Source organism: Pseudomonas pudica (genome assembly GCF_015680405.1).
In the GTDB taxonomy this organism is placed as follows: domain Bacteria; phylum Pseudomonadota; class Gammaproteobacteria; order Pseudomonadales; family Pseudomonadaceae; genus Aquipseudomonas; species Aquipseudomonas pudica.
Window position 1 is genome coordinate 37,624 of sequence record NZ_JADLJS010000033.1, and the last position, 23,029, is coordinate 60,652.

Annotated in this window: 21 protein-coding genes; 9 read left to right on the forward strand and 12 right to left on the reverse strand. The window is 64.3% G+C overall.

The window, feature by feature from the left end; translation table 11 throughout:
- Window positions 1-23: 23 nt before the first annotated feature.
- Together IRZ77_RS19980 and IRZ77_RS19985 are read right to left on the reverse strand one after the other, a co-directional pair.
- Window positions 24-557 (reverse strand): cytochrome b, encoded by a 534-nt coding sequence (locus tag IRZ77_RS19980; RefSeq protein WP_196174247.1) that lies wholly within the window; start codon window positions 555-557, stop codon window positions 24-26.
- Entirely contained in the window at window positions 554-1,606 is a 1,053-nt protein-coding gene (locus tag IRZ77_RS19985) for a catalase family peroxidase (protein ID WP_196174249.1), read from the reverse strand. The genes IRZ77_RS19980 and IRZ77_RS19985 overlap by 4 nt, the downstream gene beginning before the upstream one ends.
- Before the next feature lie 124 nt (window positions 1,607-1,730).
- Between IRZ77_RS19985 and IRZ77_RS19990 the strand changes: the two genes are divergently transcribed.
- Both IRZ77_RS19990 and IRZ77_RS19995 read left to right on the forward strand, forming a co-directional pair.
- Entirely contained in the window at window positions 1,731-2,252 is a 522-nt protein-coding gene (locus IRZ77_RS19990) for a sigma-70 family RNA polymerase sigma factor (RefSeq protein WP_046616598.1), read from the forward strand.
- Window positions 2,249-3,001, forward strand: coding sequence for an anti-sigma factor family protein (locus IRZ77_RS19995; RefSeq protein WP_046616597.1), 753 nt, complete (start codon window positions 2,249-2,251; stop codon window positions 2,999-3,001). The genes IRZ77_RS19990 and IRZ77_RS19995 overlap by 4 nt, the downstream gene beginning before the upstream one ends.
- Window positions 3,002-3,086: 85 nt before the next feature.
- Here the strand turns inward: IRZ77_RS19995 and xthA are convergent, their stop codons facing one another.
- Complete coding sequence (gene xthA / locus IRZ77_RS20000; protein WP_046616596.1) at window positions 3,087-3,899, reverse strand: exodeoxyribonuclease III; 813 nt, start codon at window positions 3,897-3,899, stop codon at window positions 3,087-3,089.
- A 132-nt stretch (window positions 3,900-4,031) separates the two neighbouring features.
- Between xthA and IRZ77_RS20005 the strand changes: the two genes are divergently transcribed.
- From IRZ77_RS20005 to IRZ77_RS20015, 3 genes are read left to right on the forward strand one after another with little or no spacing between them, the layout of a single operon-like run.
- On the forward strand, window positions 4,032-4,682 hold the full coding sequence (locus IRZ77_RS20005) for a GNAT family N-acetyltransferase (RefSeq protein ID WP_135002718.1): 651 nt from the start codon (window positions 4,032-4,034) through the stop codon (window positions 4,680-4,682).
- 52 nt (window positions 4,683-4,734) lie between these two features.
- Window positions 4,735-6,477, forward strand: coding sequence for an autotransporter assembly complex protein TamA (locus IRZ77_RS20010; RefSeq protein ID WP_196174251.1), 1,743 nt, complete (start codon window positions 4,735-4,737; stop codon window positions 6,475-6,477).
- On the forward strand, window positions 6,474-10,148 hold the full coding sequence (locus IRZ77_RS20015; RefSeq protein WP_196174253.1) for a translocation/assembly module TamB domain-containing protein: 3,675 nt from the start codon (window positions 6,474-6,476) through the stop codon (window positions 10,146-10,148). Before IRZ77_RS20010 ends, IRZ77_RS20015 begins: the two co-directional genes overlap by 4 nt.
- A gap of 18 nt (window positions 10,149-10,166) precedes the next feature.
- On the opposite strand, the gene IRZ77_RS20020 is transcribed toward IRZ77_RS20015, so the two are convergent.
- From IRZ77_RS20020 to IRZ77_RS20035, 4 genes are all read right to left on the reverse strand, one after another.
- Entirely contained in the window at window positions 10,167-10,700 is a 534-nt protein-coding gene (locus IRZ77_RS20020; RefSeq protein ID WP_371916232.1) for a DUF2589 domain-containing protein, read from the reverse strand.
- Between the two features lie 90 nt (window positions 10,701-10,790).
- The gene (locus tag IRZ77_RS20025; protein WP_230386544.1) at window positions 10,791-11,510 is read right to left on the reverse strand and encodes a DUF2589 domain-containing protein; all 720 of its coding nucleotides are present in this window, start codon (window positions 11,508-11,510) and stop codon (window positions 10,791-10,793) included.
- Between the two features lie 65 nt (window positions 11,511-11,575).
- A complete protein-coding gene (locus tag IRZ77_RS20030; protein WP_085598605.1) occupies window positions 11,576-11,956 on the reverse strand; it encodes a Mor transcription activator family protein in 381 nt (126 codons plus the stop codon).
- 251 nt (window positions 11,957-12,207) lie between these two features.
- Window positions 12,208-12,666, reverse strand: coding sequence for a hypothetical protein (locus tag IRZ77_RS20035; RefSeq protein ID WP_196174256.1), 459 nt, complete (start codon window positions 12,664-12,666; stop codon window positions 12,208-12,210).
- A gap of 151 nt (window positions 12,667-12,817) precedes the next feature.
- Here IRZ77_RS20035 and IRZ77_RS20040 point away from each other — a divergent pair, with 151 nt between their 5' ends.
- Entirely contained in the window at window positions 12,818-13,006 is a 189-nt protein-coding gene (locus IRZ77_RS20040) for a hypothetical protein (protein WP_003248064.1), read from the forward strand.
- Between the two features lie 36 nt (window positions 13,007-13,042).
- On the opposite strand, the gene IRZ77_RS20045 is transcribed toward IRZ77_RS20040, so the two are convergent.
- Entirely contained in the window at window positions 13,043-13,417 is a 375-nt protein-coding gene (locus IRZ77_RS20045) for a fe2+ zn2+ uptake regulation protein (RefSeq protein ID WP_046616587.1), read from the reverse strand.
- A 215-nt stretch (window positions 13,418-13,632) separates the two neighbouring features.
- On the opposite strand from IRZ77_RS20045, the gene pvdQ reads away from it, so the two are divergent.
- Window positions 13,633-15,927 (forward strand): bifunctional acylase PvdQ, encoded by a 2,295-nt coding sequence (gene pvdQ, locus IRZ77_RS20050; RefSeq protein WP_196174258.1) that lies wholly within the window; start codon window positions 13,633-13,635, stop codon window positions 15,925-15,927.
- Window positions 15,928-16,048: 121 nt separating this feature from the next.
- On the opposite strand, the gene IRZ77_RS20055 is transcribed toward pvdQ, so the two are convergent.
- Together IRZ77_RS20055 and IRZ77_RS20060 are read right to left on the reverse strand one after the other, a co-directional pair.
- A complete protein-coding gene (locus IRZ77_RS20055) occupies window positions 16,049-16,771 on the reverse strand; it encodes a UDP-2,3-diacylglucosamine diphosphatase (RefSeq protein ID WP_046616585.1) in 723 nt (240 codons plus the stop codon).
- Window positions 16,768-17,268 (reverse strand): peptidylprolyl isomerase, encoded by a 501-nt coding sequence (locus tag IRZ77_RS20060; RefSeq protein ID WP_003259195.1) that lies wholly within the window; start codon window positions 17,266-17,268, stop codon window positions 16,768-16,770. The genes IRZ77_RS20055 and IRZ77_RS20060 overlap by 4 nt, the downstream gene beginning before the upstream one ends.
- Before the next feature lie 247 nt (window positions 17,269-17,515).
- Here IRZ77_RS20060 and IRZ77_RS20065 point away from each other — a divergent pair, with 247 nt between their 5' ends.
- Both IRZ77_RS20065 and cysS read left to right on the forward strand, forming a co-directional pair.
- Window positions 17,516-19,219: a glutamine--tRNA ligase/YqeY domain fusion protein gene (locus IRZ77_RS20065; RefSeq protein ID WP_046616584.1), complete on the forward strand. Its 1,704-nt coding sequence runs from the start codon at window positions 17,516-17,518 to the stop codon at window positions 19,217-19,219.
- A 9-nt stretch (window positions 19,220-19,228) separates the two neighbouring features.
- Window positions 19,229-20,611 (forward strand): cysteine--tRNA ligase, encoded by a 1,383-nt coding sequence (gene cysS / locus IRZ77_RS20070; RefSeq protein ID WP_046616583.1) that lies wholly within the window; start codon window positions 19,229-19,231, stop codon window positions 20,609-20,611.
- Window positions 20,612-20,733: 122 nt separating this feature from the next.
- On the opposite strand, the gene IRZ77_RS20075 is transcribed toward cysS, so the two are convergent.
- Together IRZ77_RS20075 and IRZ77_RS20080 are read right to left on the reverse strand one after the other, a co-directional pair.
- Window positions 20,734-22,125, reverse strand: a complete 1,392-nt coding sequence (locus IRZ77_RS20075; protein WP_046616582.1) for a sensor histidine kinase — start codon at window positions 22,123-22,125, stop codon at window positions 20,734-20,736.
- Complete coding sequence (locus IRZ77_RS20080) at window positions 22,103-22,783, reverse strand: response regulator transcription factor (protein WP_046616581.1); 681 nt, start codon at window positions 22,781-22,783, stop codon at window positions 22,103-22,105. The genes IRZ77_RS20075 and IRZ77_RS20080 overlap by 23 nt, the downstream gene beginning before the upstream one ends.
- Window positions 22,784-23,029 lie beyond the last annotated feature (246 nt).

A 23,029-nucleotide genomic window follows, 5' to 3' on the forward strand; every position in this document is an offset into this window, starting at 1 on the left:
AGCGCCCCCTGGGTTGCCGAGCGTCATTCGCCGCGGCGCAGTGGGCCAGGCCACATGCTACGCAACACGCCATCGCGGCGCACCCATGCATGCATCAAGGCCGCACCCACATGCACCAGCACCGTGGCGAACAATAGGTAGCCAGCCCAGCCATGGGCCTGACGCAGCACGGCGTACAACTGCAAGTCATGCGGGGCAATCGCCGGCAAGCCCAGCGGGCGCGGGTAGCCACCGGCCGACAGCATGGCCCAACCCAGCAGCGGCATGGCCAGCATCAGACCATAGAGCAGCAGGTGCGACGCCCCGGCGGCCCAGCGTTGCAGCGCAGGCAGGTCGCGTGGCAGGACTGGGTGGGGCAGGGCCAGGCGTACGCCGATGCGCAGCAGTACCAGCACAAGCAGGGCCAGGCCGGTGGCCTTGTGCAACCCGATCAGCACGGGGTGGCGCGGCGAAAGGTCGGCGACCATGCTCACACCGATGAACAACATGGCCAGGATCAGTACGGCCATCAGCCAGTGCAACAGGCGGGCGAAGGGGTGGAAGGCGTCGGTTTTCATGGGTGGGCTCCGGTACCGAGCGATTCGCGGCTGCGGCGGTTGAAGGATTCCGAGTAGGCGGCCGAACGGGCGGCGAGAATCGGGTCGGCGGAAGCCTGGATGCCCCGGGGCAGGATCAGCGGATCGAAGTTGAGGTCGCGGCAGGCACCTTGCTCGGGGCCGTCGACCTGCTCCAGTACCAGCGTGCCGGCGTCTACGCTGCGCCGTTCGGCAGGCCAGGGGCTGGCAGGGTCGTCCACCGCGTCCCCAGGTTCCGCCAGCACCAGGCGCAGGGTCCAGCGCAACGGGCCTTGGGCCAGCCGTTGCTGCAGGTCATGCTGCAGGAACTGTTTGTCATCGACTTGGGCAGGCAGGGCGGCAAACGCCGTTTGCGGCTCCAGTTGCCAACGCACGGGGTGGGCTGCGCCGCTTGCGTCGATCAGACGGAACGCGTTGATGCTGTGGTACTGGGTGCTGGCAAAGCTGTTGCTGGGTTTGTAGCCCGCCGCCCATTGGCGAAACGCCGCGCTTTCCGGGTGGGCGGCGAAGAACGCCTGCAGTCTGCCAGGGTCTGGTTTGCCGGTGGCAGGGTTCGGCGCCCCCGCCAACACCTGTTCATAGAAGGCTTGTGGCGTACTTACAGCCAGTACCGGCGGGTTGTTCATGCCGGTACGCCAGACCTGCCCGTCGTCGGTGCTCAGCTCGATGGCCAGGCTGCGCACCGGTATGCCGGTGTCCGGCGCGAACGGGTTGGCGCCGCCAATGGCGAAGCGGCCGATCACTGGCACCCGCGGCTGGCTGAACGCCCGCGCCGTGGACAGGCTGGCGGCCTGCCCGCTGGGCTGGAAGTAGCCGCTGACGCACAGGCCCTTGGCGTGGTTTTTCCGGTAACCCGGGTAATGCCCGGCCTGGGCTTCGAAGGTGTCGATGATGCGCTGTGGGGTCAGGCGGGTTTCGCCAAACCAGCCGGCGGCATAGGCAAAGGCGGCGCCCGCGCCCAGCATCACGGCGCCGATGGCGGCCAGGCGCAGGGCCTTGGCCGGGCCGTGCAGGGGTGAGTTCATGGTCATTGTCCGGTTAGGTGAAGGTGCCGGTACGACGGTGCAGGGAAAAACTTATTCCCTTGCCGGGAATAAATTTTCCTCACAGGCGTCTGCCTCTTACACTGACAGCCCCAGAGGCCGGGACTTTGCCATGCATGATCTGGATGACCACCAGTGGCGCGAGCTGCTGGCCCGCCTGCGCCGCTTTGCCGTATGGCTGACCCGCGAGCCGGGTAGCGCCGATGACCTGGTGCAGGCCACGGTCGAGCGGGCCTTGAGCCGGCGCGACCAGCAACGCGACGCCGATGCTCTGCGGGCCTGGCTGTTCACCATCCTTTATCGGCTGTTCCTCGACGGCAAGCGCCGCGAGCGCCTGCATGCGCGCTGGCTGTCCTGGTTCGGCCGCGGCGAGCGCGACGACGAGCCGGTTGGCGACAACCTCGAGGCCATTGTCCTGGCCCAGGCAGACCTGCAGGCTTTCGCCCGGCTCACGGCAGAACAGCGTGCGTTGCTGCTGCTGGTCAGCATCGAAGGTTTGAGCTACAAGGAGGCCGCCCAGGCCCTGGGTATCCCTATCGGCACTGTGATGTCGCGCCTGTCGCGCGCCCGCAATGCCTTGCGCGAACTGACCGAGGGCAGCCCCCAGCCCCCGGCCTTGCGGAGACTGAAATGACGCGCCTGACCCCAAGCGAAGACGAACTGCACGCTTACGTCGACGAGCGCCTGGAGCCTGTGCGCCGGGCCGAGGTGCAGGCCTGGCTGGCGGCAAATCCGCAGGCTGCGGCCAAGGTCGAGGGCTGGCGTGCCGACGCCCGGCGCCTGCGTGCGGCGTTGGCCGGGTTTGGCGAAGTGCCCGGGGCTGCGCAGCTGGACCTGGGGCAGTTGCGCCGGCAATTGCGCCAACGCCGCCAGCGCCGCTGGGCCACGGCGGCGGTATTGTTGTTGGCGTTGGGCGTGGGTGGCCTGGGTGGTTGGCAGGTGCGCGATGCCACCTTGGCGCGTGTTGACCTGCCGATGGCCGATGCGGTTCAGGCGCACCGCCTGTTTGCCGGCAGCGAGGCACTGGATATTCAGGCCAGCGACCCGGGCCAGTTGCGCGACTGGCTGGGGCGCCACTTCAAAAGCGTGGGCCAGTTGCCGGACCTGGCCGGCTACGGTTTCAAACCGGTGGGTGCGCGCCTGCTCAGCAATGAGCGAGGGCCGGCGGCATTGCTGGTGTTCGAGGATAGCAAGGGCCAGCGCATCAGCTTGTTCCTGCGGTCACCGGGCGATCAGTACCGGCGCATGCCGGACGGGCAGCGGGTGGATGGCCAGCTGGAGGCGCGTTATTGGTCGCATGGGGCCTACAACTTTGCTCTGGTCAGCGCGGCGGACGATGTGCGCCGGGCGGGGGTGGGGGAGGCGTTGCGGTTGGGGTTGTGACAGATACGCGGTCACGATAAGGCCGCATGGCGGCCCCATCGCGACACAAAGCCGCTCCTGCAGGTACTGTGCGTTCAGCTGACGATCAGCTCAACTCCAGCCAGATCGGCGCATGGTCCGACGGTTTTTCCATCCCGCGCAGCTCATAGTCCACACCCGCATCCTTGATCCGCGGCACCAGGTGCTGCGAGGCCATGATCAGGTCGATGCGCAGGCCGCGCTTGGGCTCGTCCTCGAAGCCGCGGCTGCGGTAGTCGAACCAGCTGAAGCGGTCGGAAACCTCCGGGTACAGGTGGCGGAAACTGTCCACCAGGCCCCAGGCTTTCAAACGTTCCATCCATTCGCGCTCTTCCGGCAGGAAGCTGCACTTGCCGGTCTTGAGCCAGCGTTTGGCGTTGTCCGGACCGATGCCGATGTCGCAGTCCTGCGGCGAGATATTCATGTCGCCCATCACCAGCAGCGGCTGGTCGTTGCGAAACTGGCCTTCCAGCAGGGCCTGCAAGTCGCTGTAGAAGCGCTGCTTGGCCGGGAACTTGGTGGGGTGGTCGCGGCTTTCACCCTGGGGGAAGTAGCCGTTCATGATGGTGACAGGGTTGCCATCGGCATCGGCAAAGGTGCCCCAGATAAAGCGGCGCTGGGCGTCTTCTTCATCGCTGGCAAAGCCCTTGTGCAGGCTCAGCGGTGCCTGGCGCGACAGCAGGGCCACGCCATAGTGGCCTTTCTGGCCGTGGTAATGCACGTGGTAGCCCAGCGCCTGCACGTCGGCCAGCGGGAACTGATCGTCGCTGACCTTGGTTTCCTGCAGGCCGATCACGTCCGGCTGGTGCTTTTCGATCAGCGCCGCCAGCTGGTGCGGGCGGGCCCGCAGGCCGTTGATGTTGAAACAGACGATCTTCATGGAAAGATAATCCCGGTAAAAGGCGCGATGCTAGCCGACATCGCTTGCCATCACCAGCATGGCGGCTTCGGGTGCCTGCTGCTAACGTCCTTTCCAGGGCACTGTAAGCCCATTCCAGGAGGACTGCCCGCAATGCCCGAAACCACTGCCACCCCGGCCCGTGTCTGCCTGCTCGATGACGGCTACAGCCGCGAGGCGCGTTCGCTGCTGTACAACGCCTACCGTCACGAACCTACCTTCGCCTATATCTTCGAGGCCCAGCGCCCAGGTTATGAGCGGCGCCTGCGGGTGATGGTGCGCGAGTGGGTACGCCAGCACTTCTACCTGCAACTGCCCGCCATCGGCTTGCTGGTGGAGGACCGCCTGATCGCCCTGGCCCTGATCGTGCCGCCGATGCGCCGGCTGGGGGTGGCCGACAGCTGGGCCTGGCGCCTGCGCATGATGATGGGCACCGGCCTGCGCTGTACGCGCCGCTACATGGACTACCAGGCCGCCCTGGCCACCTGCCTGCCCACCGATCAGGTGCATGTGCTGCCGCTGTTGGGCGTGCACCCGCAATTTCAGGGCAAGCACTACGGCGAGCAATTGTTACAAGCTGTGCATGACTGGTGCGCAGACGACCCTGGCACCCAAGGTGTGGTGCTGGACACTGGCAACGAGCACTACCTGGCCTTTTACCAGCGACAGGGCTATGAGGAAATTGGCGAGGTAGCTGTAGGACCAATCCGGGAGAGGGTGTTCTTCCATCCCAATCCGGTCTCTTCCAATTCTGCTTTTGCCTGAGCAGACCGTGCGGCGGCTCCCTTGAGCGCCCGGCTCTGGTAGCATGCGCCGCATGACGTATTCAGGAAGATTGACCTGGGGCCTGGTTATCTGGGTCGCCAGTTTCGCAGCATGGGGCCAGAGTGAGTTGCTGGTGAAGGTCAAACCGGCCAACAAGGCGCTCAAGGCCAATGTCGAAGGCTATATCGGTACCCTTGGCGACCGCGATGAAGAAGCGCTGCTGCGCTTCAGTCGCGGCGCCCAGGAGCAGGCGCGCAAAGCTGCGCAGGCACTTGGCTACTACCAGGCGCAGATCGATACCGAGGTCAAGCCCGCCAGCGAGGCTGACCGTTCCCCTCAACTGATCATCACCATCGACCCCGGCGAGCCGATTCGCCTGCGCAACGTGACCATACGCATCGAAGGCCCTGCCAGCGAGATGAAGGCCTTTCGCGTGCCCGACAGCAAGGCCCTGCGCGCTGGCGAACAGCTCAACCATGGCCATTATGAAGATGCCAAGCGGCTGATCCAGAACCAGGCGTCACGCTATGGCTTTTTCAGTGGGCGCTTCAGCCGCCAGCGCCTGGCGGTCGACCCCCAGGCGGGTGTGGCCGATATCGAACTGGTCTACCAGAGCGGCCCGCGCTATCACCTGGGCGCCGTCACCTTCGGTGGCGACACACCGCTGGACGAAGACCTGCTGCAGCGCATGGTGTCGTTCAAGCCAGGCACACCTTACGACTCGGAACTGATCGCCGAGCTGAACAATGACCTGCAATCGAGCGGCTACTTCGAAGGCGTGCGCGTGGATGCGGCACCTACCGCCGCCGTGGGCGAAGAAATCCCCGTGGATGTCCGGCTGGAAACCCGCAAACCGCGCACCATGGGCCTGGGCCTGGGCTTCTCGACCGACGTCGGGCCACGCGGCAAGGCCAACTGGACCCGCCACTGGGTCAACCCGCAGGGCCATAGCTACGGTTGGGAAACCGAACTGTCGGCGCCCCGGCAGAACGTCGGCCTTTGGTACGACATCCCCCTCGACCCGCCGCTGACCGACAAGTTGCGCTTTGCTGGCGGCTACCAGAACGAAGAAATTGCCGGCACCGACACCCTCAGCAAACTGCTGACGGTGGGCCCCGAGTGGCACAGCAAACTGCCAAGCGGCTGGCAGCGGGTGATTTCCCTCAAGTACCAGCGCGAGGAGTACCGCCTGGGTGATGACTCCGGGTTGAGCAACCTGCTGATGCCGGGTGTGAGTTTCTCCTTCCTGCGCAGTGACAACCGCATCGACCCACATAACGGCTACCGCCTGCAGTTCGATGTGCAGGCGGCCAAGGAAGGGCTGGTCTCGGACACCAACCTGCTGCATGGCAACGTGCTGCTCAAGGGCCTGACCACCCTTGGCCATGACCACCGCCTGCTTGGCCGGGTGCAGTTCGGTGGCAGCGCGACCAATGGCTTCAAGAACAACATTCCGCCCTCGCTGCGCTTCTTCGCCGGTGGCGACCAGAGCGTGCGCGGCTACGACTACCAGACCCTGTCGCCGAAGAACAGCGACGGTGACCGCATTGGCGGGCGCTACCTGGTGGCCGGCAGTGTCGAGTACCAGTATTCGTTGACCGAAAAGTGGCGGCTGGCAACCTTCGTCGACCAGGGCAACTCGTTCAACGACCTGGAACTGCCAAGCCTCAAGACCGGTGTCGGTTTTGGCGTGCGCTGGGTGTCGCCGGTCGGGCCGTTGCGGCTGGACCTGGCCAAGGCGTTGGACGATGAAGGGGGAATTCGCCTGCACTTTTCCATGGGGCCTGAGCTGTGAGACGCGTGATCAAGTACATTCTGGCGGGCCTGCTAGGGGGAGCCGTAAGCCTGGGCCTGGCGCTCTGCCTGCTGCTGGGGACCGAGGCCGGCAGCCGCTGGGTGCTGGGCAAGGTGCCCGGGCTTGAGGTGGCTGACTTCCAGGGCCGCCTGGCCGGTAGCTGGCAAGCCAGCCGGCTGAGATGGGACGATGCCGGCAGCATGGTAGAGGTACAGGCACCACTGCTGGCCTGGTCGCCGGCATGCCTGCTGCGCTCTACCTTGTGCATTGACCAGTTGCAGGCGCAGCGCATCGACATGGCCTTTGCACCCAGCGCCGAACCGGCCGACAGCGGCCCGCTGCAATTGCCGGCCCTGCGCTTGCCGCTGGCCATCGAACTGGGCGAGGTCAAGGTTGGCCAGTTGCGCATGGATGGCAATGACCTGCTTGGCGACCTGAAACTGCAGGCGCACTGGACCAATACCGGGCTGCGCATCGATAGCCTGCACCTGCAGCGCGATGACCTGCAGTTGAGCCTGCAGGGCGACCTGCAGCCCGAAGCCGACTGGCCGGTGCAACTCCAGGCGCAGCTGCAGCTGCCCGCGGTAGACGGCAAACCCTGGCAACTGGCGCTGACCGCCACCGGCGAGCTGCAGAAAACCCTGAAACTCGCAGGCACCAGCAGCGGTTACCTCGACGCTACGCTGAGCGGGCAATTGCAGGCGCTGGCCGAGCACCTGCCGGCGACCTTGCAGATCCGTTCCGCGGCCTTCAAGCCGGCCGCCTCGTTGCCCGACACCGTGCAGCTCAACCAGCTCAAGCTCGACGCCCGGGGCGACCTGCTCAAGGGCTATCAACTGTCGGGGGCGGCCAGCCTGCCGGCCGAGCAGTCGCCGATCGCTGTGCTGTTGTCCGGGCTGGTCGACAGCAAAGGTGCCAGGCTCGATGCCCTGGACCTGAACGCCAGCGATACCCAGCGGGTCAAGTTGCAAGCCACGGCTGACTGGCAGCAAGGTCTGGTCGCCGACGCCCAATTGGACTGGCAGGACTTCCCGTGGCTGCGCTTGTATCCACTTGAGACGCCGCCCGAAGTCACCCTCAAGCGGTTCTTGGCCCAGGTGCGTTATCGCGATGGCAACTACCAGGGCACATTCAATGGCGACCTGGATGGCCCGGCCGGCGCGTTCAGCCTGGCCAGCCCGTTCGAAGGTGACTTGAGTCAGGTGAAGCTGCCGCAGTTGGCGCTGAGTGCCGGGCAAGGCAAGGCTGCCGGTAGTGTCGCCGTGCGCTTTGCAGACACCCTGGCATGGGATGTCGACCTGCAGTTGTCGGCGCTCGACCCAGCCTATTGGCTGGCCGAGCTGCCGGGTACCCTGGCGGGGCCGCTGCGCAGCAAAGGCGAAATGAAAGGCGATGCCCTGAGCCTGGATGCCCAGCTTGACCTGAAAGGCCGCTTGCGCGGCCAGCCGGCAATGCTCAAGGTCGAGGCCCAAGGGGCAGGGCAGAGCTGGACCTTGGGCGCGCTGGCAATCCAGCTCGGGAGTAACCGCATCAATGGCAGTGGCAGCCTGCAGCAGCGCCTGGCCGGGCGGGTCGACCTGGACCTGCCGCGCCTGGGCCAGTTGTGGCCAAGATTGCAGGGCCAGGTCAAGGGCCGGCTGGACGTCGCCGGTACCTTGCAGGCCCCGCAAGGTACGCTGACACTGCAGGGCCAGCGGCTGGCCCAGGCGGAAAACCGCCTGCAGCAGCTGGACCTGGATGCCCGGCTGGACAACGCCCAGCGCGGCGTGATCGAACTCAAGGCCAGCGGCATTCACCTGGGTGACACGGCATTGGGTACCTTGCAGGCCAACGGCAAAGGCGACATTCGCCAGCAAGCCTTGACCCTGGCGCTGGACGGCCCGCAGCTCAAACTCGACCTCGGCCTGGATGGCCAGTTGAACAAGGGTGACTGGCGCGGGCGCCTGGCGAGTGGGCGGATCCAGGCCGGCGGCCAGGATTGGCAGTTGCAGGCACCGGCACGCCTGCAGCGGTTGGCCAGCGGCCAGCTGGACTTTGCTGCGCACTGCTGGCGTTCCGGGCAGGCCAGCCTGTGCGGCGACGATCAGCGCCTGGCCCCCGAGCCACGCTTGCGCTACCACCTCAAGCAGTTCCCGCTGGACAGCTTGGCCCAGTGGCTGCCGAAGGACTTCGCCTGGCAGGGCCTGCTCAATGCCGACATCAATCTGGACATTCCGGCCAGCGGCCCCAAGGGCACTATCGTCGTCGACGCCAGTGGCGGTACCCTGCGCGTGCGCGACAAGGACCGCTGGGTCGACTTCCCGTACCAGGCCCTGCGCCTGGACAGCACGCTGGCGCCAAGGCGCATCGATACTCGCCTGGCGTTCCGCGGCGAGCGCCTGGGCGAGCTGACCGTCAACACCCGCCTTGATCCGCTGGGCAAGAACAAGCCGCTGTCGGGTGATTTCCGCCTGGCCGGCCTCGACCTGTCGGTAACGCGTCCGTTCGTGCCGATGGTCGAGCGCCTGGCCGGGCAGCTCAATGGCAGTGGCCGGCTGTCGGGTACCTTGCTGACGCCGCAGGTCAACGGCAACCTGATGCTCAACGGCGGCGAAGTCAGTGGCGCCGAGCTGCCGGTCAGCCTCGAGGACCTGTCATTGCAGGCATTGATTGCCGGCGAGCAGGTACAACTCAATGGCGGTTGGCGCAGCGGTGAGGCGGGCCGCGGCCAATTGAATGGCAACCTCACCTGGGGCCAGGCACTGGGCATGGACCTGCGTCTGCAGGGCCAGCAATTGCCCGTCACGGTCGAGCCCTATGCGACGCTGGAAGTCGCCCCGGACCTGACCTTGCGCCTGGTCGATGACAAGCTGGCGGTGACCGGCAAGGTACAGGTGCCCAAAGGCACGATCACTGTACGCGAGCTGCCACCGTCCACGGTCAAGGTTTCAGATGACACGGTGATCGTCGGCCACCAGACCGAAGAGGGCAAGCCACCAATGGCGATGGCCATGGACATCGATGTCGAAGTGGGCCGCGACAAGCTTTCGTTCAGTGGCTTTGGCCTCACGGCGAACCTGCTTGGCCATGTGCACATCGGCGACAACCTCGACACCCGTGGCGAGCTGAGCCTGGCCGACGGCCGCTATCGCGCCTACGGTCAGCGCCTGACCATTCGCCGTGCGCGGTTGCTTTTCGCGGGCCCGATCGACCAGCCGTACCTGGACATCGAAGCGATCCGCAAGGTCGACGACGTGATTGCCGGTATCCGCCTTAGCGGCAGTGCAGAGCAGCCCACCAGCAAAGTGTTTTCGGAGCCGGCCATGAGCCAGGAGCAGGCGCTGTCTTACCTGGTACTGGGGCGGCCGCTGGGCGCTTCCGGCGAAGACAACAACATGCTCGCCGAGGCAGCCTTGGGTCTGGGCCTGGCGGGTAGCGCCGGCATCACCGGCAGCCTGGCCTCCAGCCTGGGCATCGACGACTTCCAGTTGGACACCGAAGGTTCGGGCAATACCACCAGCGTGGTCGCCAGCGGCAACCTCACCGAGAAACTGAGCTTGCGCTACGGTGTGGGGGTGTTCGAGCCCGCCAACACCATTGCATTGCGCTACAAGCTGAGCAAGAAGGTGTACCTCGAGGCTGCCAGCGGGCTGGCCAGCTCACTGGACATTTTCTACAAGCGCGACTTCTGAGGCGGTGCGGGGTGGCCGTCAACGGACGATGGCTGCCTCGATGAACTCATTGGTGTCGGGCGAGGGCGGCGGGCTGGGGGCGCGTACCGGGATCATCAGGTTGGTGTATTCCTCGATCAGCCGGTTGAGGGCTTCTGGTGGTTCGCTGGCCTGGAACTGCATGCGGATCTGCACTTCGTCTGGGTCACGGCTGTCCCCCTGACGCCCTTGGCCGCCGATGGTGACCTTGAAGCTGGCGGCGTTGTTTTCGCCAGCGGTGAGCAATGCCTGCTGTGCTTCGGTGCCTTTGACCCTAACCGAAAGGTCGACCTGCATGCGCTCGAGGGCCAGGCCCTTGGGAGACACCAGCGCAAACAGTGGTACGCGCATGATGTGCTGGCCGTCCATGGCCACCTCGACCATCTTGGCTTTCATGGGCGCGCCCAGCGCCCCGGTGTCGCATTCGAAAAACTGGTCGAACAGGTTGATGTACTGCTGCGCGATCAGGCTGTTGGTAGCACTGGCGGCTTCCTGCAGGCCACGGGTGATTTCGCGCAGGTCGATTGACGTCATGGGGGTAGGGGCTTTATCCAATGATTCGACTCCTCGGGCCAGGTGGTGCCCCCCTGGTCAGGGGGGCTGTTCGGGGCAGGGGGGCGTGCCTCAAGGGGTGCTTGCGCCGGGGGTCGGAGCACCGGTGGCTGCGGCGCCGGTGGCTGCAGAACCGGTGGCTGCAGTACCGGTAGCTGCAGTACCGGTAGCTGCTGGGCTCTTCAAGGTATCGGCCTGGGAAATTACGTCCTGGCTGTCCAGTTTGGCGGTTTTGACCACGGTCGGCTTTGTCGCGGCGTCGGTCAGGAAGTCGATCACCCGCATCATCGCTTCAGGCGGCTCCTGGCGTTTCAAGGTCGTGTTGAAGGCATAGCGGGCGCGGGTGTCAGTCTTGCGGGTTTGCGTGGACTTGTGGCTGACGCTGCCCTTCACGTTGAGCTTGAACGGCCCCCAGCCCAGCGAACCGCTTGCCTCGGCGTTCATGTCCTTGCTGGAAACGTCTTCCGACATCTGGTTGATGACCAGCTCGAACTCGACATTACCTTCTTCGATGGAGATGTTCGGGTGGGTGATTGCCGCCACCAGCGGCACCTTCATGGTCTTGCTGACCACGCCCTTGTATTCGCCTTGTTCGTCAACGATGGTTTCGTCGTAGTCGAACTGGATAGCCACGGCCTTGCCGTCCTGGACGCACACCTGCATCAGGAAGTCGGCGTAGGATTTGCTGGCGGTGACCTGGGCCTGGACCATGGCCTGCAAGGGGCCTGCGATCATTCGGTCCATCGGCAGGGCATTGATTACGGAGCCGATGAGGCTGTTATCTATCGACATTGCTGGGTTCTCTTTCTGGTTGGGTTAAAAACGTGGTTGCCAATCGTGGTCACGATGCCAGGGCTTCAGCGAGCGCAATGTTCCTGGCGGCGAATGTTGCCGATCTGGCGCAGGCTCAGGCCGTACTTGTCAGCGAGCAGGCTGCGGGACAAGCCGCTGGCGCTTTCCTTCTGAATCTGCAGGTTGCGTAACTGGCGCATGAAGTGGTCAGCCTTGGGAATTTCCAGGGCGACACCGGCAAAGCGCTTGATCAGCGCGTCCAGCGCTTCGGCCGGCAGCACGTCGGCAAGCTTGGTGCGCTCGCGGTGCTTGGGGATGTACTTGGGCCTGCCTCCGTAGGCGCAGGTCAGCTGGTAGGCGTTTTCGATGCCGATGCAGTCGATCAAGGCCTGCAGCGAATGGGGCAGTTGGCTGATATCGATGTGGCTCAAGTCTGGCAGTTGCATATGGCGCTCCTTCGGGACGGATGGGCTGTGCTACCCGATCACCAGCGGCGTTATGTCGTAGGTGTGACTGGATTTTCTGTGACAGCCGAGGCGTGTCGCTAGGCGCCATATGGGTTGGGGCTTGTAGCTTCCGCGAACAGGTTTTGCAGGCAGCGATATCCGGCGTTGTAGGACATGGCTTCAACATTTGGCTGTGGCGGGTGATTTCCGATCAGGGCACTCTCAGTGCTTTGCCTTGGGTGTGGTAACCCTCAATCACACGGATAGCTGCTCAGCAAACTTGCGCTGCGCAGGTAGGCCTGAGGGGCGTCGCGCATACCTTGTGGCAGCGTGCGCCAATTGACCAGCAGGCACAGCGCGTGCAGCGGCTGCCCGTCACGGTGGCCGATGACCTGGTCTGCAAAGCTGCGGCGGTACAGTGCCTGAGTCTGCAGCTGTGCTTGTACCTGGTCGGCCTGGGCCAGGGTTTGCCGGGCTAGCTCGGGCAGTTGCGCGGGGGCGACAGTGAAATGTAACGACGCACCCTTTGCCTGCAGGTAACCGGCCTGGCGCACGCGTTGCCACAGCTGTTGCCATTGGCTGGCGCCCGCGCTGGCAGCCAGTTCGCGGCCCAGTTCGAGCAGTTGCTCGGGCGGGGTCTGGTGGGTGTCCAGCGCATGAAGGGAAAAGGGCGTCAGGAACAGCGACGCGAACAGAAGGGGTTTGTACATGGTGCCTCCGGCATGGGTGCTTGGGAGCCCCATGCTTTCAGGCCGGCGCCGCCCCACCCAGCAGGAAATGCAGCGCCGGGGCCGGTGGCCGTTGTATCATTGCCGCGGCTCGTTGCGAGCCATTTGCCCCTGATGTTGCAAGGAACCTTCGATGACACACGTGCAGCGCCTCAAATATTCCCTTCTGATCATCCTGGTGGTACTGGGCCTGATGCTGGGCCTGTCCCACCTGCAGAAGCAGGGCACGATCAGTGAGCAGACCTTCCAGATGCTGGCCATCGCCATCGCGGTGGTGGTCGTGGTGATCAACGGCATACTGCGGCGCAAGGTCAAACCCTGACCTTGCCGGGCCGGCCAGGCATGGCCGGCCACGCGCTCAGCGCAAAGGCCTTCGCTCGAGCACAGCGCGCGCTTGCGGGTCGAGGCTGTAGCATTTGTCGCTACCCAGCTGGATGACACCCTCGCTGCACAACCGCTTGAGCACTTCGCGCACGCTGAGGAACGACAGCGGGATATCCAGCTGTTCCAGTTGCGCGTGTACGCCGCGCACGCCAATGCTGCGGCCACTGCGGTCGGCGGCGTGCAAGGCATCGATGACCTTGAGGCGGATCAGGCTGGTACGCAGGCCGAAACTGCGCAACAGCTCGCGGATCTGTTCGTTGCCGATGCGCTCGTCAGCAAAAACGTCCCGTTCCGTGGGCGTTTTGCCTGGGACACGCCCAGCCTGGATCGAGGGTTGCGGGTTGTACATGTGAATGCTCCTTTTCGTGGACGAACCCGAAATCTGGGTGCCTCACTTACTAGGACGAATGAGAACGGAAAAACTGCAGCCCACGCGCAAAAAAAAGCCTGGTTCTGTTCAAGACGTTCCATTGCCTTGTAATACGTAAAATTTTCATCTGGCCATTCGTCTGATCGGGATGACCCCGAACCCGAGGATTGCCCGTGCTTCCACTTTCCCATCCCATGACTTGCGCAGGCCTGGCTGCCGCCTTGGCAGCCTTCAGCGTCGGCGCAGCGCCGGTGCAGTCCGCCGCAGCCGATGCCAGTGCGCAGATTCGCCGAACCACTTACGGGGTGCCGCACATCGTTGCCAAGGACGAGCGCGGCCTGGGCTATGGCATCGGCTACGCCTATGCCCAGGACAACCTGTGCCTGCTGGCCAATGAAGTGCTGACCGTGAGTGGCGAGCGCTCGCGCTACTTCGGTGCCAAGGGCAAGACCTTGGAGCAGCGTGACAACCTGGCCAGCGATGTGTTCTTCGCCTGGCTCAACACACCAGCGGCAGTCGATGCGTTCTTGCAGGCGCAGCCAGCGCCGGTGCAGGCGCTGCTGGCAGGTTATGCCAGCGGCTACAACCGGGCGCTGGCCGAGCGCCGCAGCAAGGGGTTGCCCGCCGAATGTGGCAACGGCGAGTGGTTGCGGCCGATCAGCAGCGAGGACCTGGTCAAGTTGACCCGTCGGCTGCTCGCCGAAGGCGGTGTCGGGCAGTTCGTCGAAGCGCTGGCCGGGGCGCAACCACCAACCCAGGCCGGCCAGCCGACGGCGGCAGGGTTTGCCGCGGCGCTGGCCAGGCAGCAGCGTTTTGCCACGGAGCGCGGTAGCAATGCGGTGGCCGTCGGGGCTCGGCGTTCGGCCAATGGCCGCGGTCTGTTGCTGGCCAACCCGCACTTCCCGTGGATGGGTGGCATGCGCTTCTACCAGATGCAGCTGACCATTCCCGGCCAGCTCGATGTCATGGGGGCGGCATTGCCGGGCCTGCCGGTGGTCAACATCGGTTTCAACCAGCATCTGGCCTGGACGCATACCGTCGACACATCGAAGCACTTCACCCTGTACCGCCTGCAACTCGACCCCAAGGACCCGACCCGCTACCTGCTCGATGGCAGGTCGCTGCCGCTGGCCCGGCAGACCGTCAGTGTTGCGGTCAAGGCCGAGGATGGCAGCCTGAACCAGGTACAGCGCCAGGTCTACAGCTCGCAATTCGGCCCGGTGGTGCAATGGCCGGGGCGCCTGGACTGGGATACGCAAGCCGCGTACAGCCTGCGCGACGCCAACTTAGAGAACACTCGGGTGTTGCAGCAGTGGTACCAGATCAACCGTGCCGACAGCCTTGCAACGTTGAAAGGCTCGATCGAACAGCTGCAGGGCATCCCCTGGGTCAACACGCTGGCGGTGGACCCGGCAGGCAAGGCCTTGTACCTGAACCAGTCAGTGGTGCCTTATGTGGATCAGCAACTGCTGAGTGCGTGCAGCAACCCGCAGGCACAGGGGCGCCTGGTGGTACTGGATGGCTCACGCAGTGCGTGCCAGTGGAAGGTCGATGCGCAGGCCGCGCAGCCGGGAATCTTCCCTGCGCGGCTGCTGCCGAGCCTGGAGCGCGAAGATTTCGTGCAGAATTCCAACGACCCGGCCTGGATGGCCAACCCGGCGCAGCCGCTGACCGGTTATTCGCCGCTGGTCAGCCGCAGTGACCAGCCGCTGGGCATGCGTGGCCGCTTTGCCCTGCAACGCCTGCAGGGCACGGCCCGCCTGGGCGTTGACGACCTGCAGCGCATGGTGACCGATGACGAGGTCTACCTGGCCAGCCTGGTATTGCCTGACCTGCTGCAGTGGTGCAAGGGCGCCGATACGGATGTGCGGGCGGTATGCAGCAGCCTGGCTGCCTGGAATGGCAAGGCTGACCTGGACAGCGGCATTGGCCTGGTGCATTTCCAGAACCTGTTCGATACCTTGGCCGAGCATCCGGAAAGCTGGCGGGTGGCTTTCGACCCGGCCGACCCGCAGCACACCCCACGAGGGCTGGCGGTAGAGCGGGCGGCCGTGCGCAAGTTGCTGCACCAGGCCGCACTGGCGTCGCACAAGCAGGTGAGTGACAGCGGCATGGCAGGGGATGCGCGCTGGGGGCAGGTGCAACAGGCGAGCGATGGCACACCGGTGCCGGGTGGCCCGCAGGCTTTGGGCGTTTACAACGCGATCTACAGCGTGCCGCACGGGCAGGGCAAGCGGCTGGTGGTCAGTGGAACCAGCTACCTGCAACTGGTCAGCTTTACCGACAAGGGGCCGCAGGCCCGCGGGCTGTTGGCGTTTTCCCAGTCGAGTGAAGCGGCTTCGGTGCATGCCGCTGACCAGACCAAGGCGTTTGCGGCCGGGCAACTGGTGGTGATTCCGTTTACCGATGCGCAGATCAAGGCTGATCCGGAGTATCGGGAAGTGGTGATCAGTGAGCGGGACAAGGGGGCAGTGGTCAGCCGGCCTTGAGGCGTTAGCCTGTGTCTGCCTCTTCGCGGGTAAACCCGCTCTCACAGGTATTGCACCAAAGCTGCAAGCGGCACGATACCTGTGGGAGCGGGCTTACCCGCGAAGAGAGCGACTCGGTTGGTCAGGAAAACTCGAACGGCGCCAGCTGAAACCCTTGTTCGTCAACCTGCAAGGCCCAACCGCGGCGGTCCCAGTCGCCCAGCACGATACGCCGTGCCGGTTGCCCGTCGACCACCAGCTTGTGTATCGCCGGCCGATGGGTATGCCCATGCACCAAGGTACGTACACCATGCGCCGCCATTACCTTCGGCACTTCCTCCGGCGTGACATCGACGATCTCGGTGGACTTCATCCGCGTTTGCGTACGGCTTTCGCTGCGTAGCTTGCGGGCCAGCTTGTAGCGGGCAGACAGCGGCAGGTGCCGCAACACCCACAGGCTCAGCGGGTTGCGCAGCAAGCGGCGCATTTTCATGTAGGCCAGGTCGCGGGTGCACAAGGTATCACCATGCATCAGCAGCACCTGCTCACCACCCAGCTCGATCACGCTGGGGTCTTGCAGCAACGTGCAGCCCGCAGCGTCGCAGAAGGCCTGGCCAATCAGGAAATCACGGTTGCCATGCATCAGGTAGATGGCCGTGCCGCTGTCGCTCAGCTGACGCATGGCCTGGCAGACCGACTGCTGGAAGGGCGTCATGGCATCGTCGCCGACCCAGGCTTCGAAGAAGTCGCCAAGGATGTACAACGCCTTGGCGTGGCGGGCACGGCCATCGAGCAGATCAAGAAACGCCCGGGTAATGTCCGGGCGTTCTTCTTGCAGGTGCAGATCGGAGATCAGCAGGATCACTCAACGATCTCGGCTTTCTCGATGATCACGTCGTCCTTCGGCACGTCCTGGTGGCCGGCCTTGGAACCGGTGGCGACCTTTTCGATGGCGTCGACGATTTCACGGCCTTCGATCACTTCGCCGAATACCGCGTAGCCCCAGCCCTGCACGTTCTTGCCGCTGTGGTTGAGGAAGTCGTTGTCGGACGAGTTGATGAAGAACTGCGCCGAGGCGGAGTGCGGTTCCATGGTACGGGCCATGGCGATGCTGTACTTCTTGTTCTTCAGGCCGTTGTCGGCTTCGTTCTGGATGCTGGCGCGGGTCTTCTTCTGGCTCATGCCAGGCTCGAAGCCGCCGCCCTGGATCATGAAGCCCTTGATCACACGGTGGAACACGGTGCCATTGTAGTGGCCGTCCTTGACGTACTGAACGAAGTTTTCGGTAGTCAGCGGCGCTTTCTCGGCGTCCAGCTGCAGGACGATGTCGCCGTGGTTGGTGCTCAGTTTGACTTTGGACATGCTGAAACTCGCTCTTTCAAGGCAATCGGAATTAGGGTGCGCAGGGCGCGGGTTATCACCTGACGCAGGATCAGGCGATCGCGACACATGGCGCGCACTGGCCATTTTGCCAGGCTGCGGCAAAAAGCCGTGATAAATCACGCCAGTTTGTCCGGGCCCGACTGTCAGCAGCTTGACTGCTTCGGCTATGATAGGCCCTTTGATTCAATCGGCCTACCCAGGCCGGACACGTGCATTCAAGGATCCTATGAGCAAGCCCACTGCCGACAACGCGCCCAACGCCGCTGCCAAAGGCGCCCCCGCTGTCCCTGCGAACTTCCTGCGGCCGATCATCCAGGCCGACCTGGACTCGGGCAAGCACAGCAGCATCGTCACCCGTTTCCCGCCGGAGCCCAATGGCTACCTGCACATCGGTCACGCCAAGTCGATCTGCGTCAACTTCGGCCTGGCCAAGGAATTCGGGGGCGTCTGCCACCTGCGTTTCGACGATACCAACCCGGCCAAGGAAGACCAGGAGTACATCGACGCCATCCAGAGCGATGTCAAGTGGCTGGGCTTCGACTGGGCCGGCGATGTGCGCTACGCCTCCGACTACTTCGACCAGTTGCACGATTGGGCGGTCGAGCTGATCAAGCGTGGCAAGGCCTACGTCTGCGACCTTACCCCCGAGCAGGCCAAGGAGTACCGTGGCAACCTCAAGGAACCGGGCAAGAACAGCCCGTTCCGCGAGCGCAGCGTTGACGAGAACCTCGACCTGTTCGCCCGCATGAAGGCCGGTGAGTTCAAGGATGGCGAGCGCGTGCTGCGGGCCAAGATCGACATGGCCTCGCCGAACATGAACCTGCGCGACCCGATCCTGTACCGTATCCGCCATGCCCACCACCACCAGACCGGTGACAAGTGGTGCATCTACCCGAACTACGACTTCACCCATGGCCAGTCGGACGCCATCGAGGGCATCACCCACTCGATCTGCACCCTGGAGTTCGAAGGGCATCGTCCGCTGTACGACTGGTTCCTCGACAACCTGCCGGTGCCGGCACACCCGCGCCAGTACGAGTTCAGCCGCCTGAACCTGAACTACACCATCACTTCCAAGCGCAAGCTCAAGCAGCTGGTGGACGAAAAGCACGTCGAAGGCTGGGACGACCCACGCATGTCGACCCTGTCCGGCTTCCGTCGTCGTGGCTACACCCCGGCCTCGATACGCAACTTCTGCGAAATGATCGGCACCAACCGTTCCGACGGCGTGGTGGACATGTCGATGCTCGAGTTCAGCATCCGTGACGACCTGGACCGCACCGCACCGCGCGCTATGTGCGTGCTGCGCCCGCTGAAGGTAGTCATCACCAACTACCCGGAAGGCCAGGTCGAGCAGCTCGAACTGCCGCGTCACCCGAAGGAAGACATGGGCGTGCGCGTGCTGCCGTTCTCCCGTGAACTGTACATCGACCGCGACGACTTCATGGAAGAGCCGCCGAAGGGCTACAAGCGCCTGGAACCGGCCGGTGAAGTGCGCCTGCGCGGCAGCTACGTGATCCGCGCCGACGAGGCAGTCAAGGATGCCGACGGTAACATCGTCGAGCTGCGCTGCTCGTACGACCCGGACACCCTGGGCAAGAACCCGGAAGGCCGCAAGGTCAAAGGCGTGATCCACTGGGTACCGGCCGAGGGCAGCGTCGAGTGCGAAGTGCGCCTGTACGACCGCCTGTTCCGCTCGCCGAACCCGGAAAAGACCGAGGAGGGCGGCACCTTCCTGGACAACATCAACCCAGGCTCGCTGCAAGTGCTCAGCGGCTGCCGTGCCGAACCGTCGCTGGCCCAGGCGCAGCCCGAGGACCGCTTCCAGTTCGAACGCGAAGGCTACTTCTGCGCCGACCTGAAAGACAGCCAGCCGGGCCGCCCGGTGTTCAACCGCACTGTCACTCTGCGTGACTCCTGGGGCAGCTGAGGAACCGCCGTGCTTACCATCTACAACACGCTGAGCAAAGCGAAGGAAACCTTCAAACCGCTGGATGGCAACAAGGTGCGCATGTACGTCTGCGGCATGACCGTATACGACTACTGCCATCTGGGCCATGGCCGCAGCATGGTGGCCTTCGACCTGGTCACCCGCTGGCTGCGCAAGAGCGGCTACGAGCTGACCTATGTGCGCAACATCACCGACATCGATGACAAGATCATCAACCGGGCCAACGAGAACGGCGAAAGCTTCGAAGCCCTGACCGCCCGCATGATCGACGCGATGCACGAAGACGAGCGCCGCCTGAACATCCTGCCGCCGGACCAGGAACCGCGTGCCACCGACCATATCGCCGGCATGCACGCGATGATCCAGACCCTGATCGACAAGGGTTATGCCTACGCACCGGGCAACGGTGACGTGTACTACCGCGTCGGCAAGTTCGTCGGCTACGGCAAGCTGTCGCGCAAGAAGATCGAAGACCTGCGCATCGGTGCCCGTATCGAGGTCGACGAAGCCAAGCAGGACCCGCTGGACTTCGTGCTGTGGAAGGGCGTCAAGCCGGGCGAGCCGAGCTGGGAATCGCCATGGGGCCCGGGGCGTCCGGGCTGGCACATCGAGTGCTCGGTGATGTCCACCTGCTGCCTGGGTGAGAGCTTCGACATCCACGGCGGCGGCAGCGACCTGGAGTTCCCGCACCACGAGAACGAGATTGCCCAGAGCGAGGCGGCCACCGGCAAGCAGTACGCCAACGCCTGGATGCACTGCGGCATGATCCGGATCAATGGCGAGAAGATGTCCAAGTCGTTGAACAACTTCTTCACCATCCGTGACGTGCTCGAGAAGTACCACCCTGAAGTGGTGCGCTACCTGCTGGTGGCCAGCCACTACCGCAGCGCGATCAACTACTCGGAAGACAGCCTGCGCGATGCCAAGGGCGCACTGGAGCGCTTCTATCACGCCTTGCGCGGCTTGCCACGGGTGGCGGCCAAGGGTGGCGAAGACTTTGTCGAGCGCTTCAGCGTGGCCATGAACGACGACTTCGGCACCCCCGAAGCTTGCGCCGTGCTGTTCGACCTGGTGCGCGAGATCAACCGCCTGCGCGACAGCGACGTGGAGGCTGCGGCCGGCCTGGCCGGTCGCTTGCGCGAGTTGGGTGATGTGCTGGGTGTGCTGCAGCTGGAAGCTGATGACTTCCTGCGCGCCGGTGCCGAAGGCAAGGTGGATGCCGCTGAGGTCGAGGGCTTGATCCAGGCGCGCCTGCAGGCGCGTGCGGACAAGAACTGGGCCGAGTCCGACCGCATTCGCGACCAGCTGACCGCCATGGGTGTGGTGCTGGAAGACAGCAAGGGTGGGACTACCTGGCGTCTGGCCGACTGATCGGTGCTGTTGCGGCTGCTTTGCAGCCCGTTCGCAGCACAAGGCTGCTCCCACAGGGATACGCGTTCCCTTTGTAGGAGCAGCCTTGTGCTGCGAATGGGCCGCATGGCGGCCCCCGGCCTTTACTTGACCAGGCCCGCAAGCGGGCAGTGCAACACCAATCTGGCCCCACCCAGCTCGCTTTCCCCCACCTCCAGCCCGAACCCATGCAGGTCGACGATCGCCGCAACGATCGACAACCCCAGCCCGAACCCCGCATGGCGGTGGCCTTCATCGCTACGGTAGAAGCGCTTCAGCACTGCTGCCCGTTCCTCTTCCGGAATACCCGGCCCGCTGTCCTCGATGGCCAGGTGCAGGCCCTTGTCGTCCTGCGTCGCAGATATCCGCACCAGCCCACCCTCGGGCGTGAACTTGATGCCGTTGCCCACCAGGTTGGCCAATGCCTCGAACAGCAGCTCGCGGTCACCATGCAATGCTGGCAGTTCGGCCGGCTGCTGCAGTTCCAGGCGGATGCCACCATCTTCGGCCAAAGGCAGGTAGAAGTCATGCAACTCCACTAGCAGTTCGTACGGGTCAAGCTGGACGAAACCTGCCCGTCGCTGGCGGTCTTCCAGTTCGCTGATGCGCAACAAGCCGCGAAAGCGCGCCATCAGGGTGTCGGTTTCGCCGATGGCCTGGTCCAGTGCCTCGGCCTGGGTGGAGTCGACGTCACTTTGCTGGCGAATGCGGTACAGCTGGGCGCGAAGGCGCGTGAGCGGGGTGCGCAGGTCGTGGGCAATGTTGTCGCATACGCCCTTGACCTCGTGCATCAGCCGCTCGATGCGGTCGAGCATGGCGTTCACGATGGCCGCCAGCATGTCCAACTCGTCACGCCGGGCCGACAGCGGCAGGCGGTGGGTAAGGTCACCGGCGACGATCAGTTCGGCCTGGGCCTGGATCGCGCGAATGCGCTTGAGTGGGCGCCGCCTGAGCAGGTACCAGCCGGCAAATCCGGGGATCAGGGTCAGCGAGATACCCCAGAGCAGGGCATGCAGGATGATCCGGGTGACCACGAACAGCGAGCCGTTGTCGCGCACCAGCACCAGCCAGCGGCCATCCTGCACCTTGATCGCCACCGCGTCGCAGCTGTCACGCGGCATGTGCGGGTCGTCGGCGTCCAGGCAGCGCTTGAGTTCGTGAACCTTGCCGTCCAGCCCCAGCTCCGGCGGGATGGCACGAATGCGCCCGCCAATCGGGTTGAGTTGGTTGTCGAACAAGCCGTAGGCATCGAAGCTGCGCTCTTCGAAGGCCTGGCTGGCGACCAGAGCGTCGTCCAGCTGTTTGCCGCTCATGTGCGCGAACAGGTGCTGGCGCTGCAGCATCGAATGGCGGGTGAGTTTGTTCAGGTAGCTGGATACCTCGAAGTACAGCACCCCCATGAGGATGCTGCTCCAGGCCACGAACAGAAAGCTGTACAGCGCCAGCAGGCGGCTGGTCGAGGAGCTCCAGCCCTTAGACGGGTTCAGCAATGGCATAGCCGGAGCCCCGTACCGTACGGATCAGCGGCGTTTGGCCGGGTGAGTCGATTTTCTTGCGCAGGCGGCCGATGTGCACATCGATGAGGTTGGTGCCCGGGTCGAAGTGGTAGCCCCAGACTTCCTCGAAAATCATCATTCTCGTGATCACCTGGCCGCTATGGCGCATCAGGTACTCCAGCAGCTTGTACTCGGTGGGCAGCAGGTTGAGGGTCTGTTCGCCGCGGCGGGCTTCGTGGCTGATCAGGTCCAGTTGCAGGTCGGCAACCTGCAGGCGGGTCTGGGTCATGGGCACGCTGTTGCGGCGCAGCAGCACTTCGACCCGCGCGGCCATCTCGTCGGAAGCGAACGGTTTGGTCAGGTAGTCGTCACCCCCGGCACGCAGGCCGCGTACCCGCTCGTCGACGTCGGAGAGGGCGCTGATCATCAGGATTGGCGTGGCGATCTTGAGGCTGCGCAGGGTGGTGACGATGGTCAGGCCATCGACCTCTGGCAGCATGCGGTCCAGGGTGATCAGGTCGTAGCCGCCGGCAATGGCCTTGGCCAGGCCTTCACGGCCATTGTCGGCCCAATCCACCTCCAGGCCGTGGCTGGTAAGTTCGGCGACGATTTCCTGGCCGGTGACGGCGTCGTCTTCGATGGTCAGTACGCGAGGCATGCTGGTTCCCGGGCATCTAATGGAGACTTGATTGTGCCAAAGAATAGCCAAGCGGCGATTTAAGAAAAATTCATCTGGCGCGTTTTGCCTGCACTGGCCCTATCGCCGGCAAGCCAGCTCCCACAGAGCCCCCAGGCCCCGAAGGCAGCGCAGTACCTGTGGGAGCAACTGTCTTGCTCAATTTCTAAAAGCTGGCGTGATCCCTGTGGGAGCGGGCTTGCCCGCGAACACGGGCGAAGCCCGTGC